Here is a 13,727-nt window from a genome sequence, read left to right as displayed (position 1 = left end):
TTTGCAATGATCATTACAAAACGAAAGGATTCGGGATCGCGAAAAATAGCCGTCGAATGTGATCAGGTTAGGCGACGCTTCGCGAAAATGCGGCGGGGCATGGCGCCGGCAGCGGCGCGGCGTGCTGGCCGAAGCGGAAGAAACGTGGACAAGAAACCGCATGCACGCACGCGTGCGCGGCCGAAAAAAAACCGGGCGCCCTCTCGGACGCCCGGCTTCGTCGAAACCCGCTTGCGATGCTCAGCGCGGCAGTTCCGAATGCCCCATCAGGTACGCATCGACCGAGCGCGCGCACTGGCGGCCTTCGCGGATCGCCCACACGACGAGCGACTGGCCGCGGCGCATGTCGCCGGCCGCGAATACCTTGTCGACCGACGTGTAGTACGCGCGATCGCCTTCGGTCGCCGCGCGTGCGTTGCCGCGCGCATCCTTCGCGACGCCGAACGCCTCGAGCACCGGCGCGGCCGGCTGCGTGAAGCCCATCGCGAGCAGCACGAGGTCGGCCTTCATCTCGAACTCCGAGCCCGGCACTTCCTGCATCTTGCCGTCCTTCCACTCGACGCGCACCGCGATCAGCTTGTCGACCTTGCCGTTCTTGCCTTCGAAGCGCTTGGTCGCGACCGCCCAGTCGCGCTCGCAGCCTTCCTCGTGCGACGACGACGTGCGCAGCTTGATCGGCCAGTACGGCCACACGAGCGGCTTGTTCTCCTCTTCGGGCGGCTGCGGCAGCAGTTCGAACTGCGTGACGGCCTTCGCGCCGTGACGGTTCGAGGTGCCGACGCAGTCCGAACCCGTATCGCCGCCGCCGATCACGACGACGTGCTTGCCCTTCGCGAGCAGTTGATCGGCGAGCTTGTCGCCCGCGTTCACGCGGTTCTGCTGCGGCAGGAAGTCCATCGCGAAATGGATGCCGGCGAGCTCGCGGCCCGGCACCGGCAGGTCACGCGGGGTTTCCGAACCGCCGGCGATCACGACCGCGTCGAATTCCTCCTTCAGCGTGTCCGGCGAAATGGTTTCCTTTGCGAGGCTGCCGATCGACTCGGGCAGCGGATCCTTGCCGATGAACACGCTGGTGCGGAACGTCACGCCTTCCGCTTCCATCTGGCGCATGCGGCGGTCGATCAGCCACTTCTCGAGCTTGAAGTCGGGAATCCCGTAGCGCAGCAGGCCGCCGACGCGATCGTTCTTCTCGAACACCGTCACGTCGTGACCGGCGCGCGCGAGCTGTTGCGCGGCGGCGAGGCCCGCGGGGCCCGAGCCGACGACGGCGACCTTCTTGCCCGTCTTGTGCTCGGCCGGCTGCGGCTTCACCCAGCCTTCCGCCCAGGCCTTGTCGATGATCGCGTGCTCGATCGACTTGATGCCGACCGGATCGTTGTTGATGCCGAGCGTGCAGGCGGCCTCGCACGGCGCCGGGCAGATGCGGCCCGTGAACTCGGGGAAGTTGTTGGTCGAGTGCAGGACTTCGATCGCCTGCTGCCAGTCCTGGCGGTAAACGAGATCGTTGAAGTCCGGGATGATGTTGTTGACCGGGCAGCCGTTGTTGCAGAACGGGATGCCGCAGTCCATGCAGCGCGCGCCCTGGATCTTCGCGTCCGCGTCGGTCAGCGCCGCGACGAATTCCTTGTAGTGCTTCACGCGCGTGAGCGGTGCTTCGTACGCCTCGTGGCGGCGTTCGAACTCCAGAAAACCGGTTGCCTTGCCCATAAGGTGCTCTTCTGTTCGGTGTATCGGGTGGGGGAGCCGCGCGCGGCGTTCATGCGCGCGCGGCCTTCGCTATGTCGTTCGTCGCTCAGGCGGCCAGCGCTTCCTTCGCCGCCTTCTTCGCACCGATCTCGCCCAGCGCGCGCTTGTATTCGTGCGGGAACACCTTCACGAACTGGCGGCGCGCGGCGTCCCAGTTTTCCAGCAGCGACTTCGCGCGCGGCGAACCCGTGAACTGGAAATGACGCTCGACGAGCCCCTTGAGCAACGCTTCGTCCGTCGTGCCCGCATGCCAGAGCGCGCGATCGACCGTGCGCTCCTGCTCGGCCTGCTGCAGCACCGGATCGAGCGCGACCATCGCCTTGTTGCACTTCGCCGCGAACGTGCCTTCCGGATCGTAGATGTACGCGACGCCGCCCGACATGCCGGCCGCGAAGTTGCGGCCCGTCTCGCCGAGCACGACGACCGTGCCGCCCGTCATGTACTCGCAGCCGTGATCGCCGGTGCCTTCGACGACCGCCGTCGCGCCCGAGTTGCGCACGCAGAAGCGCTCGCCCGCGACGCCGCGGAAGAAGGCTTCACCTTCGAGCGCGCCGTACATCACCGTGTTGCCGCAGATGATGTTTTCCTCGGACTTGCCGCGGAAGTCGTTGGTCGGACGAATGATGATGCGGCCGCCCGACAGGCCCTTGCCGACGTAGTCGTTGCCGTCGCCGACGAGGTCGAGCGTCACGCCCTTCGCGAGGAACGCGCCGAAGCTCTGGCCGGCCGTGCCCTTCAGCTGGATGTGCACCGCGTCGTCGGCGAGGCCGTCGTGGCCGTGCTTCTTCGCGATCACGCCCGACAGCATCGCGCCGACCGTCCGGTTCACGTTGCGCACCGGCTGGATGAACGACACATGCTCGCCGTTCTCGATCGCGGCCTTCGCCTTCTCGATCAGCACGTGGTCGAGCGCGCGCTCGAGGCCGTGATCCTGCACGTCGACGTGACGGGTGCCCACGCCCTCGCAGCCTTCCGGCTGGTAGAACACGCGCGAGAAGTCCAGGCCCTTCGCCTTCCAGTGCTCGATGCCCTTGCGCGTATCGAGCAGGTCCGCACGGCCGATCAGGTCGTCGAACTTCGCGATGCCGAGCTGCGCCATGATCTCGCGCACTTCCTCGGCGACGAAGAAGAAGTAGTTCACGACGTGTTCGGGCTGGCCCTTGAACTTCGCACGCAGCACCGGATCCTGCGTCGCGACGCCGACCGGGCACGTGTTCAGGTGGCACTTGCGCATCATGATGCAGCCTTCGACGACGAGCGGCGCCGTCGCGAAGCCGAATTCGTCCGCGCCGAGCAGCGCGCCGATCACGACGTCGCGGCCCGTCTTCATCTGGCCGTCGGCCTGCACGCGGATGCGGTCGCGCAGGCGGTTCAGCACCAGCGTCTGCTGCGTTTCGGCCAGGCCGAGTTCCCACGGCGTGCCCGCGTGCTTGACCGACGACAGCGGCGATGCGCCGGTGCCGCCGTCATGGCCGGCGATCACGACGTGATCGGCCTTCGCCTTCGCGACGCCCGCGGCGACCGTGCCGACGCCGACTTCCGACACCAGCTTCACCGAGATGCTCGCGGCCGGGTTCACGTTCTTCAGGTCGTGGATCAGCTGCGCCAGATCCTCGATCGAGTAGATGTCGTGGTGCGGCGGCGGCGAGATCAGGCCGACGCCCGGCACCGAGTAGCGCAGCTTGCCGATGTATTCGGACACCTTGTGGCCCGGCAGCTGGCCGCCTTCGCCCGGCTTCGCGCCCTGCGCCATCTTGATCTGGATCTGGTCGGCCGACGCGAGGTATTCCGCCGTGACGCCGAAGCGGCCCGACGCGACCTGCTTGATCTTCGAGCGCAGCGAATCGCCTTCCTTCAGCGGAATGTCGCTGACGACCTCGTCGCCGATCACCGACTTCAGCGTCTCGCCGGCCTTGATCGGAATGCCGCGCAGCTCGTTGCGATAACGGTTCTCGTCCTCGCCGCCTTCGCCGGTGTTCGACTTGCCGCCGATCCGGTTCATCGCGATCGCGAGCGTCGCGTGCGCCTCGGTGCTGATCGAGCCGAGCGACATCGCGCCGGTCGCGAAGCGCTTGACGATTTCCTTCGCCGGCTCGACGTTTTCGATCGGGATCGCCTTGGTCGGCTCGACCTTGAACTCGAACAGGCCGCGGAACGTCATGTGACGCCGGGTCTGGTCGTTGATCAGATGCGCGTATTCCTTGTACGTCTGGTACGAGTTGCTGCGCGTCGCGTGCTGCAGCTTCGCGATCGAATCCGGCGTCCACATGTGGTCTTCGCCGCGCACGCGGTACGCGTACTCGCCGCCCGCGTCGAGCATGTCGCGCAGGACCGGGTTGTCGCCGAACGCGTCGCGGTGCAGGCGGATCGCTTCTTCCGCGACTTCGAACAGGCCGATGCCGCCGACCTTCGACGCGGTGCCCTTGAAGTACTTCTCGACGAGATCGGTCGACAGGCCGAGCGCTTCGAAGATCTGCGCGCCGGTGTACGACATGTACGTCGAGATGCCCATCTTCGACATCACCTTCTGCAGGCCCTTGCCGACCGCCTTCGTGAAGTTGTAGATCGCCTTTTCCGGCGACAGGTCGCCCGACAGCCCTTCGGCCATCTTCGCGAGCGTTTCCATCGCGAGGTACGGGTGCACGGCTTCCGCGCCGTAGCCCGCGAGCAGCGCGAAGTGGTGCGTTTCACGCGCGGAGCCGGTCTCGACGACGAGGCCCGTGCTGGTGCGCAGCCCTTGCTGGACGAGGTGCGTGTGGATCGCCGAGGTGGCGAGCAGCGCCGGAATCGCGACATGCTCGGCGTCGGTCTTGCGGTCCGACACGATCAGGATGTTGTAGCCCGACTTCACCGCGTCGACGGCTTCCGCGCACAGCGACGCGAGGCGCGCCTCGATGCCTTCCTTGCCCCAGGCGACCGGGTAGCAGATGTTCAGTTCGTACGCGCTGAACTTGCCGCCCGTGTACTGGTCGATCGCGCGGATCTTCGCGATGTCCTTGAAGTCGAGCACCGGCTGCGACACTTCGAGACGCATCGGCGGGTTGATGTTGTTCGTGTCGAGCAGGTTCGGCTTCGGGCCGATGAACGACACGAGCGACATCACCATGTTCTCGCGGATCGGGTCGATCGGCGGGTTCGTGACCTGCGCGAACAGCTGCTTGAAGTAGTGATAGAGCGTCTTGTTCTTGTTCGACATCACGGCGAGCGGCGAGTCGTTGCCCATCGAGCCGACCGCTTCCTCGCCCTGCTGCGCCATCGGCGCCATCAGGAACTTCAGGTCTTCCTGCGTGTAGCCAAACGCCTGCTGGCGGTCGAGCAGCGACGCACCCTGCGCGCGGCCGGCCGCGACTTCCTCGGCCTTCGGCTCGATTTCGTCGAGCTTGATGCGCACCGCGTCGATCCAGCTCTTGTACGGCTTCGCGTTCGCGAGGTTGTCCTTGAGCTCCTTGTCGTCGATGATGCGGCCGTGTTCCATGTCGATCAGGAACATCTTGCCCGGCTGCAGACGCCACTTCTTGACGATCTTCGATTCCGGGATCGGCAGCGTGCCGGCTTCCGACGCCATGATCACGAGGTCGTCGTCGGTGACGATGTAGCGCGCCGGACGCAGGCCGTTGCGGTCGAGCGTCGCGCCGATCTGGCGGCCGTCGGTAAACGCGATCGCGGCCGGGCCGTCCCACGGCTCCATCATCGCGGCGTGGTATTCGTAGAACGCGCGGCGGTTCTCGTCCATCAGCGTGTGCTGTTCCCACGCTTCCGGGATCATCATCATCACCGCGTGCACGAGCGGATAGCCGGCCATCACCAGCAGTTCGAGACAGTTGTCGAACGATGCGGTGTCCGACTGGCCCGGATAGATCAGCGGCCAGAGCTTCGGCAGGTCGTCGCCGAGCACGTGCGAGGCGATCGCGCCGGTACGCGCGTTCAGCCAGTTCACGTTGCCCTTCACGGTGTTGATCTCGCCGTTGTGCGCGATCATCCGGTACGGGTGGGCAAGCTCCCACGCGGGGAACGTGTTGGTCGAGAAGCGCTGGTGCACGAGCGCGAGCGCCGACACGACGCGCGCGTCCTGCAGGTCGCGGTAGTACACGCCGACCTGGCCGGCCAGCAGCAGCCCCTTGTAGACGACCGTGCGCGCCGACATCGACGGCACGAAGTATTCCTTGCCGTGCTTGAGCTTGAGCGCCTGGATGCGGTGGCTCGCGGTCTTGCGGATCACGTACAGCTTCCGCTCGAGCGCGTCGGTCACCATGATGTCCTTGCCGCGGCCGATGAAGATCTGGCGGATCAGCGGCTCGCTCGCCTTGACCGTCGGCGAGATCGGCATCGCATGGTCGACCGGCACGTCGCGCCAGCCGAGCACGACCTGGCCCTCCGCGCGCACCGTGCGCTCGAGCTCCTGCTCGCACGCGAGACGCGACGCATTTTCCTTCGGCAGGAAGATCATCCCCACGCCGTATTCGCCGGCCGGCGGCAGCGTCACGCCCTGCTTCGACATTTCCTCGCGATAGAACGCGTCCGGGATCTGGATCAGGATGCCCGCGCCGTCGCCCATCAGCGGATCGGCGCCGACCGCGCCGCGGTGGTCGAGGTTCTCGAGGATCTTCAGGCCCTGCTGGATGATCTCGTGGCTCTTCTTGCCCTTGATGTGGGCGACGAAACCGACGCCGCAGGCGTCGTGTTCGTTCTGCGGGTCGTACAGACCTTGCGCGGCGGGGACCGCGGCGAGCGGCTGCTGGTGGTCGTTCATGGGGACACCGTCGTAAAGGGGCCTCGAGGGCCGTTGAACCGTTTTTTTGTTGCCGCCGATCCCGCTCCCGGCGGGAGACGGCGCGGCCGACAGTGGTTAGGCAAAGCTGCGCCCGGGCCACCGGAATTCGGAATATACGCGACGAATCAAAGGAATAGCAACAAAAACCGCATGATCGAACCCCAATTAAAACGATGCGTCGTTCTGGTGCCGTTTTATTGGGGCCGTATCATTTTGGTGCAAAAAGAAGCGGCGCCCGCAGCGCCGCCTCCTGGACCGCCTGTCCGGCGTTACTGCTGGACCGGCGGCGTGTTCTCCCGCACCTTTCTGGGGCGTCCGCGCGGCAGCGGCGATACGCGCCGGTTCGCGGTGCGCGCCGCCCACTCGCGATAGTTTTCGCCGCCGAGCACCCAGCCCTTCAGCGTCGCCTGCTGCAGCTGGTCGGCCTGCCGCTCGTCCAGCGGCTGCTCGCACAGCTCCTTGTACGCGCGCTGGCGTTCGAACGGCGTATTGCCGAGCGCCCAGTAGAGCGGATGGTCGGTGATCAGGCTGTCGACGGTGAGACCGATGTGGTGCCGATAGCTCGACCAGCGATACGCGTCGGGCGTCGCGACGAGTTGCGCGCGCACCGGGCTCAGCTCGACCACGCGGCTCGCGAGCAGGAAATAGCGCTCGCCCTCGATCACCGTCGCGCGATAACGGCCTTCCCACAGGGTGCCGCGCCGCGAATAGCGGCGGTTGAAATGCGCGACGTAACGGCGACCGACCGCCTGCATCGCCTTCGGCAGGCTCGCCTCGTCGCTCGGCGTCACGAGCAGCTGCACCTGACGCGGCAGCAGCACGTAAGCGTGCACCGAAAGATGGTGATCGCGCGCGGCGGCCTTCAGGCAGTCGATGAAGAGTTCGTAGTCCTGGTCGTCAACGAACGCGGGTTGCTGATCCAGGCCGCGCAGTATCACGTGCTGCGGCTGGTCGGGAACGTAGAGTCGTGCTAACCGTGCCATGCTGAATGTCCGTTTGAACGCGTTAGGAAATACCCGGGGGTCCGAAAGTGCGCACCTGCGTAGAATGCCCGTCCTGGCAGGGCGCGGAAGCGTACGGTCGTACTAATCCTAGGGTGAAAACTCTAACTTCCGAGCTTGTTTGGTTTTAAACGCAGTCGTCATAATGAGCACGCCTTAGATCGGAGGAGACACAATGAAACGAAAACTGGCCATTACGGGGGCCGCAGCGCTCGCATTCGCATTCGCGGGCGGTACGGCACACGCACAATCCGCAGGTGATTTCTACGTCAGCACCGGCTGGCTGCATCTTGCGCCGCAGGACAGCAGCGACCCGCTGTTCGTGTACGGCGTCGGCGGCACGCCCATCAACCAGTCGGTTCCCAACACGGGTGCAGGCATCAGCGACGCCGACACGCTCGCCCTGGCGACCGGTTACTTCGTGACCGACCACATCGCCACCGAGTTCATCGCTGGCATTCCGCCGAAGTTCGACATCACCGGCAAGGGCCAGTTCTCGAATTTCGGCACGCTGGGCCGGGCCTACCAGTGGAGCCCCGCTCTCCTCCTCAAGTACTACTTCAACGACGCCAACGCGAAGTTCCGGCCGTATCTGGGCGTCGGCGCGACGTACGTGTGGTTCACCGGCGCGAAGATCACGAACAGCGCGTTCGAGAACGGCGTGCTCGGCGGCCCGACCAGCGCGACCACCAGCAACCAGTGGGCGCCCGTGTTCAACGCCGGCTTCACGTACAACTTCACGAAGCACTGGTTCGCCGGCTTTTCGTTCTCGTACATCCCGGTCAGCGTGACCGCAACCTTCACCACGGCCCGTCGCACGCCGGTCGGCACCCTGACCGAGACGTCGAAGGCGCACATCTCGCTGAATCCGATCGTGACGTACCTGAACGTCGGCTACCGTTTCTAAGCGTAGTCGAATATTTGGGGAATGGTTAATCCTGCTGCAATTTGTAGCGGATTTTTCTGGACGTAACGTCTCCACGATGTAAAACGCCCCGGCGGGCATCCCGCCGGGGCGTCGTTTTTTCGCGTCAGGCTCGCTCCGAGTCCGGGTTTGACCCGATCCGGGCGGCCGCTTGCGCTACGCGCGCGCCGGATCGATGTCGTCCAGCGCGTCGGGGCCGATCAGGTCGATCCGGTCCGTGCAGACCGCGTCGACACCCCAGCGCACGAGTTCGCGCGCGCGGGCGAGGTCGTTGACCGTGTACACGAGGATGCGCAGCCCGGCCGCCTTGATGGCACGCACCAGCGGTTCGTCGAGCCGACTGTGGTCCGCGTGCAACGAAACGCAGCCGAGCGCGCCGACGACCTGCGCGTGCCAGTCGTCCGGCACGGCCTCGTAAAGCATGCCGCGCGGCAGCGCCGGCGCCGTGTCGCGCGCCTGCCGCAGCGCGTCGAACGAGAACGACGACAGCAGCGGCGGCACCGCGGCGCCGCGCCAGTACGCCGCCGCGTCGGCCGCCACGCGCCGGCCGGTGTCGCGCTCGCGGCCCGGGCACGGCTTGATCTCGACGTTTGCCGCGAGGCCGTGCGCGAGGCAGCGTGCCGCGGCCGCGTCGAGCGTCGGCATCCGCTCGCCCGCGAAGCGCGCGTCGAACCACGCGCCCGCGTCGAGCGCCGCGAGCGTCGCATAAGGCATGCCCGCCGCCGGCCCGTGGCCGTTCGAGGTCCGGTCCACCGTGTCGTCGTGCAGCAGGAACGTCACGTCGTCGGCCGACAGCTTCGCGTCGAACTCGACCATCCGGTGGCCGCGCCGCGCGCCCTCGTCGAGCGCCGCGAGCGTGTTCTCGGGCGCGAGCGCGCCACCGCCGCGGTGGGCGACGACGCGCGGATACGGCCAGTCGAAACGGGAAGTCATCGTCAGCCTCTCGGACAGTCCTGCGGGTTCAGCCGGCACGCCTGCCGGTCTCGGGATCGAAGAAATGCAGCCGGTGCGCGGGCAGCGACGCGGCCAGCGCGGTGCCGCGCGCGGGACGATCCGCATGCGGCAGGCGCACCGCGACGTCATGATTGCCCCAGCGGCCGTGCGCGAGGTTGTCCGCGCCCAGCAGCTCGCACGAATCGACCGGCAGCGTGGCCTGCGCGACGCCCGGCTGCGGCGTCATGTGTTCGGGACGCACGCCGAGCACCCAGTCGCGCCCGGTGGCGATCTCCGCGCCGAGGCCGGGCGCGCCGGCGACCGGCAGCGCCGGGCCGCCGCCCGCGACCGTAAACGTCGCGCCGTCGTCCGACAGCCGGCCCTGCATCAGGTTCATCGCCGGCGAGCCGATGAAGCCCGCGACGAACACCGTCGCCGGCTTCTCGTACACGTCGACCGGCGCGCCGATCTGCTCCGCGTAGCCGCGGTTCATCACGATCACGCGCTGCGCGAGCGTCATCGCCTCGATCTGGTCGTGCGTCACGTAGACGCTCGTGGTCGCGAGGCGCGCATGCAGCCGCTGGATCTCGAGGCGCATCTGCACGCGCAGTTTCGCATCGAGATTCGACAGCGGCTCGTCGAACAGGAACACCGACGGCTCGCGCACGATCGCGCGGCCCATCGCGACGCGCTGCCGCTGCCCGCCCGACAGCTCGCGCGGCCGCCGCGCGAGCAGCGCCTCGAGCTCGAGGATCTTCGCGGCCGCGGCCACCCGCGCGTCGATCGTCGCGCGCTCGATTCCGCGAATCTTCAGCCCGTAGCCCATGTTCTGCGCGACCGTCATGTGCGGGTACAGCGCATAGTTCTGGAACACCATCGCGATGTCGCGATCCTTCGGCTCCAGCGCGTTGACGACGCGGCCACCGATCGCGATCTCGCCGTCGGTCACGGTCTCGAGCCCCGCGATCATGCGCAGCAGCGTCGACTTGCCGCAGCCCGACGGACCGACCAGCACGATAAATTCGCCGTCGGCGATCTCCACGTCGATGCCGTGCAGCACATGCTGCCTGCCGTCGTAGGATTTCCTGACGCCCTTCAAGCTCAACGCAGCCATACCTGGTCCTTCTCCGGTTGCAGTTCGTCGGTTACTTCTCGGAATCGACGAGGCCGCGCACGAACCAGCGCTGCATCGCCAGCACGACGACGAGCGGCGGAATCATCGCCAGCAGCGTCGCCGTCATCACGTATTGCCATTCGGTCGCCGCGTCGCCGCTCGCGATCATCGTCTTGATGCCGACCACCGCCGTCGACAGCGACGCCTCGGTCGTGATCAGGATCGGCCACAGATACTGGTTCCAGCCGTAGATGAAGGTGATCACGAACAGCGCCGCGATGCTCGTCTTCGACAGCGGCAGCACGACGTCCCGGAAAAAGCGCAGCGGCCCCGCGCCGTCGATGCGCGCGGCGTCCATCAGTTCGTCGGGCAGCGTCATGAAGAACTGGCGGAACAGGAACGTCGCCGTCGCCGATGCAATCAGCGGCAGCGTGAGGCCCGCATAGCTGTTGGTCAGATGCAGCGTCGACACGACCTGCACGGTCGGAAAGATCCGCACTTCCACCGGCAGCATCAGCGTGACGAAGATCAGCCAGAACGCCGTGTTGCGGAACGGGAAGCGGAAATAGACGATCGCGTACGCGGACAGGATCGACACCGCGATCTTGCCGACCGCGATGCCGAGCGCCATCACGAAGCTGTTGACGAGCAGCCGCCCGAACGGCGCAGTCGTGCCGCCGCTGCCGTGCCGCCAGATGTACGCGACGTTGTCGGCCAGGTGCGTGCTCGGCACGAGCGACAGCGGCACCGTGAACACTTCCTGCGCGTTCATCGTCGCCGCGCAGAACGCCACGTAGATCGGGAACACGATCAGCACGACGCCCGCGATCAGCACCACGTGGCAGAACAGGTCGAAGCCTTTGCGATTCTCGATCATGCGTATTGCACCCTGCGTTCGACGAAGCGGAACTGGATCACCGTGAGCCCGACGACGATCACCATCAGCACGACCGACTGCGCGCCCGAGCTGCCGATGTCGAGCCCCTGGAAGCCTTCCGCGAAGATCTTGTAGATCAGCGTCTTGGTGCTCTGCGCGGGGCCGCCGGCCGTCGCCGCGTCGATCACCGGGAAGGTGTCGAAGAACGCGTAGACGAGGTTCACGACCAGCAGGAAGAAGCTCGTCGGCGACAGCAGCGGCAGCGCGATATTGAAGAAGCGCCGCACCGGGCCCGCGCCGTCGATCGCGGCCGCCTCGATCAGCGAGCGCGGAATCGCCTGCAGTCCCGCGTAGAAGAACAGGAAGTTGTAGCTGACCTGCTTCCACACCGACGCCAGCACGACCAGGAACATCGCCTGCCCGCCGTTGAGCGCGTGGTTCCACACGATGCCCTGCTTCGCGAGCGCATAGGTGACGAGCCCGATGCTCGGGTTGAACAGGAACGCCCACAGCACGGCCGCGATCGTCGGCGCGACCGCATACGGCCAGATCAGCAGCGTGCGGTAGAGGCGCGAGCCGCGGATCACGCGATCCGCGCATGCGGCGAGCAGCAGCGACACGACGAGCCCGCTCACCGTGACGAGCGCGCTGAACACCAGCGTCGTGCGGAACGAGTCGAGGTACAGCGGATCCGCGAACAGGTGCGTGAAGTTCGCGAAGCCGACGAATTCGCTCGACGTGCCGAACGCGTCCTGCATCTGCGTGGACTGCCACAGCGCGACGCCGGCCGGCCACAGGAAGAACACGGCGGTGATCGCGAGCTGCGGCGCGATCAGCAGATACGGCAGCAGGCTCGTGCCGAAACGGGAACGGGATTGCATCGCGGGGATCCGGTCAGGCGAAACGGTCAGGGCGCCGCACCGCCGGCCCGGCCGCGAGCTGGCGCGGCGCGAGTAGCGGCACGGCGCGGCGCGGGGCTCAGCCGCCCGACTTCTCGAAGCGGCGCAGCAGCTCGTCGCCGCGCGACGCGGCCGAGTCGAGCGCGTCCTTCGGCGACTTCTTCTGCGCCCAGACCTGCTCGAGCTCCTCGTCGACGACGGTGCGGATCTGCGGCATGTTACCCAGGCGCAGGCCCTTCGTGTACGGCAGCGGCGGCTTGTTCAGCATCTGCTTGATGGCGGTTTCGGCGCTCGGGTTCTTCGCATAGAAGCCCTGCTCGCGCGTGAGCTCGTACGCGGCCGTCGTCACCGGCAGATAGCCCGTATCCTGGTGCCACTTCGCGGCGACGGCCGGCGTGTTCAGGTACGCGAGGAATTTCGCGACGCCCTTGTAGGTCGCCGGATCCTTGCCGGCCAGCACCCACAGGCTCGCGCCGCCGATCACGGCGTTCTGCGGCGCGCCCTTCACGTTCGCGTCGTACGGCATCATGCCGGTGCCGTAGCTGAACTTCGCGAACTTCTGCACGTTGGCCAGCGCGCCCGACGACGTCGTCATGATCCCGCAGTCGCCGCTGTAGAACTTCGCCGACGCCTCGTCCTTGCGGCCCGCATAGGTGAACGTGCCGTCCTTCGCCATCTGCTGCAGGAAGGCGATGTGCGCGATCTGCTGCGGCTTGTTGAACTCGAGCACCGCATCGGCGCCGTCGAAACCGTTGTTGCGGCTCGCGAACGGCAGCGCCTGCCACGCGCTGTAGTTCTCGAGCTGAACCCAGCTCTGCCAGCCCGTCGTGAAGCCGCACGCCATCCCCGACTTGCGCAGCTTCTCGGCGTCGGCCTTCACGTCGGCCCAGGTCTTCGGCGGCTGGTTCGGATCGAGCCCGGCCTTCCTGAACGCATCCTTGTTGTAGTACAGCACCGGCGTCGAGCTGTTGAACGGCATCGACACGAGGTGGCCCGTCTTCGCATCGCTGTAGTAGCTGGAGATGGTCGGCACGAACGCCTTCTCGTCGAGCGGCACGCCGGCCTGCCTGAACACGTCGTAGACGGGCACGACGGCCTTCTTCGCCTGCATCATCGTGGCCGTGCCGACTTCGTAGACCTGCAGGATCGCGGGCGCGTTGCCGCTGCGATACGCGGCGATGCCGGCCGCGAGCGCCTGGTCGTAGGTGCCCTTGAAGACCGGCACGATCTTGTAGTCGCTCTGCGACGCGTTGAACTGTTCGGCGATCGCGTTGACCCGCTCGCCGAGCGCGGCCTCCATCGCATGCCAGAACTGGATCTCGGTCACGGCGAATGCCGCATGCTGCACACCGAACATCAGCGCGCCGCCCAGCGCGATCGAACGAACCACGGTCCCCGCAGGCTTCTTCATCGACCTCTCTCCTATGAAAACGTTACCAACAGCGTGTGCAACATTCCCGT

Annotated in this window: 9 protein-coding genes; 1 reads left to right on the top strand and 8 read right to left on the bottom strand. The window is 66.5% G+C overall.

Annotation, left to right across the window (positions count from 1 at the left end; genetic code table 11):
• Nucleotides 1-240: 240 nt before the first annotated feature.
• The 3 genes from WS57_RS19555 to WS57_RS19545 all read right to left on the bottom strand — a co-directional run bounded on the left by WS57_RS19555 (nucleotide 241) and on the right by WS57_RS19545 (nucleotide 7,500).
• Entirely contained in the window at nucleotides 241-1,707 is a 1,467-nt protein-coding gene (locus WS57_RS19555) for a glutamate synthase subunit beta (protein WP_009687681.1), read from the bottom strand.
• Between the two features lie 85 nt (nucleotides 1,708-1,792).
• Nucleotides 1,793-6,496: a glutamate synthase-related protein gene (locus tag WS57_RS19550; protein ID WP_009687682.1), complete on the bottom strand. Its 4,704-nt coding sequence runs from the start codon at nucleotides 6,494-6,496 to the stop codon at nucleotides 1,793-1,795.
• Between the two features lie 290 nt (nucleotides 6,497-6,786).
• Nucleotides 6,787-7,500: a transposase gene (locus tag WS57_RS19545; RefSeq protein ID WP_009687683.1), complete on the bottom strand. Its 714-nt coding sequence runs from the start codon at nucleotides 7,498-7,500 to the stop codon at nucleotides 6,787-6,789.
• A 193-nt stretch (nucleotides 7,501-7,693) separates the two neighbouring features.
• On the opposite strand from WS57_RS19545, the gene WS57_RS19540 reads away from it, so the two are divergent.
• Nucleotides 7,694-8,425 (top strand): OmpW/AlkL family protein, encoded by a 732-nt coding sequence (locus WS57_RS19540; RefSeq protein ID WP_040126501.1) that lies wholly within the window; start codon nucleotides 7,694-7,696, stop codon nucleotides 8,423-8,425.
• A 174-nt stretch (nucleotides 8,426-8,599) separates the two neighbouring features.
• Here WS57_RS19540 and ugpQ read toward each other — a convergent pair whose 3' ends face one another.
• The 5 genes from ugpQ to ugpB form a co-directional block, all read right to left on the bottom strand.
• The gene (ugpQ, locus tag WS57_RS19535; RefSeq protein WP_059515357.1) at nucleotides 8,600-9,376 is read right to left on the bottom strand and encodes a glycerophosphodiester phosphodiesterase; all 777 of its coding nucleotides are present in this window, start codon (nucleotides 9,374-9,376) and stop codon (nucleotides 8,600-8,602) included.
• Nucleotides 9,377-9,404: 28 nt separating this feature from the next.
• A complete protein-coding gene (locus WS57_RS19530) occupies nucleotides 9,405-10,490 on the bottom strand; it encodes a sn-glycerol-3-phosphate import ATP-binding protein UgpC (RefSeq protein ID WP_059606351.1) in 1,086 nt (361 codons plus the stop codon).
• 31 nt (nucleotides 10,491-10,521) lie between these two features.
• Nucleotides 10,522-11,367, bottom strand: coding sequence for a sn-glycerol-3-phosphate ABC transporter permease UgpE (ugpE, locus tag WS57_RS19525; protein ID WP_069244737.1), 846 nt, complete (start codon nucleotides 11,365-11,367; stop codon nucleotides 10,522-10,524).
• On the bottom strand, nucleotides 11,364-12,248 hold the full coding sequence (ugpA, locus tag WS57_RS19520) for a sn-glycerol-3-phosphate ABC transporter permease UgpA (protein ID WP_040126498.1): 885 nt from the start codon (nucleotides 12,246-12,248) through the stop codon (nucleotides 11,364-11,366). Before ugpA ends, ugpE begins: the two co-directional genes overlap by 4 nt.
• 97 nt (nucleotides 12,249-12,345) lie before the next feature.
• Complete coding sequence (gene ugpB / locus WS57_RS19515) at nucleotides 12,346-13,677, bottom strand: sn-glycerol-3-phosphate ABC transporter substrate-binding protein UgpB (protein ID WP_069244736.1); 1,332 nt, start codon at nucleotides 13,675-13,677, stop codon at nucleotides 12,346-12,348.
• Nucleotides 13,678-13,727 lie beyond the last annotated feature (50 nt).

It is taken from the genome of Burkholderia pseudomultivorans (assembly GCF_001718415.1).
Lineage (GTDB): Bacteria > Pseudomonadota > Gammaproteobacteria > Burkholderiales > Burkholderiaceae > Burkholderia > Burkholderia pseudomultivorans_A.
The sequence above is the reverse complement of the archived record's forward strand: the minus strand, read 5'-3'. Positions and strand labels throughout refer to the sequence as shown.

Bases quoted from the DNA above. Each gene is read 5' to 3' on its own strand.
- WS57_RS19555 (WP_009687681.1), bottom strand. From the start codon at position 1,707: ATGGGCAAGGCAACCGGTTTTCTGGAGTTCGAACGCCGCCACGAGGCG.
- WS57_RS19550 (WP_009687682.1), bottom strand. From the start codon at position 6,496: ATGAACGACCACCAGCAGCCGCTCGCCGCGGTCCCCGCCGCGCAAGGT.
- WS57_RS19545 (WP_009687683.1), bottom strand. From the start codon at position 7,500: ATGGCACGGTTAGCACGACTCTACGTTCCCGACCAGCCGCAGCACGTG.
- WS57_RS19540 (WP_040126501.1), top strand. From the start codon at position 7,694: ATGAAACGAAAACTGGCCATTACGGGGGCCGCAGCGCTCGCATTCGCA.
- ugpQ (WP_059515357.1), bottom strand. From the start codon at position 9,376: ATGACTTCCCGTTTCGACTGGCCGTATCCGCGCGTCGTCGCCCACCGC.
- WS57_RS19530 (WP_059606351.1), bottom strand. From the start codon at position 10,490: ATGGCTGCGTTGAGCTTGAAGGGCGTCAGGAAATCCTACGACGGCAGG.
- ugpE (WP_069244737.1), bottom strand. From the start codon at position 11,367: ATGATCGAGAATCGCAAAGGCTTCGACCTGTTCTGCCACGTGGTGCTG.
- ugpA (WP_040126498.1), bottom strand. From the start codon at position 12,248: ATGCAATCCCGTTCCCGTTTCGGCACGAGCCTGCTGCCGTATCTGCTG.
- ugpB (WP_069244736.1), bottom strand. From the start codon at position 13,677: ATGAAGAAGCCTGCGGGGACCGTGGTTCGTTCGATCGCGCTGGGCGGC.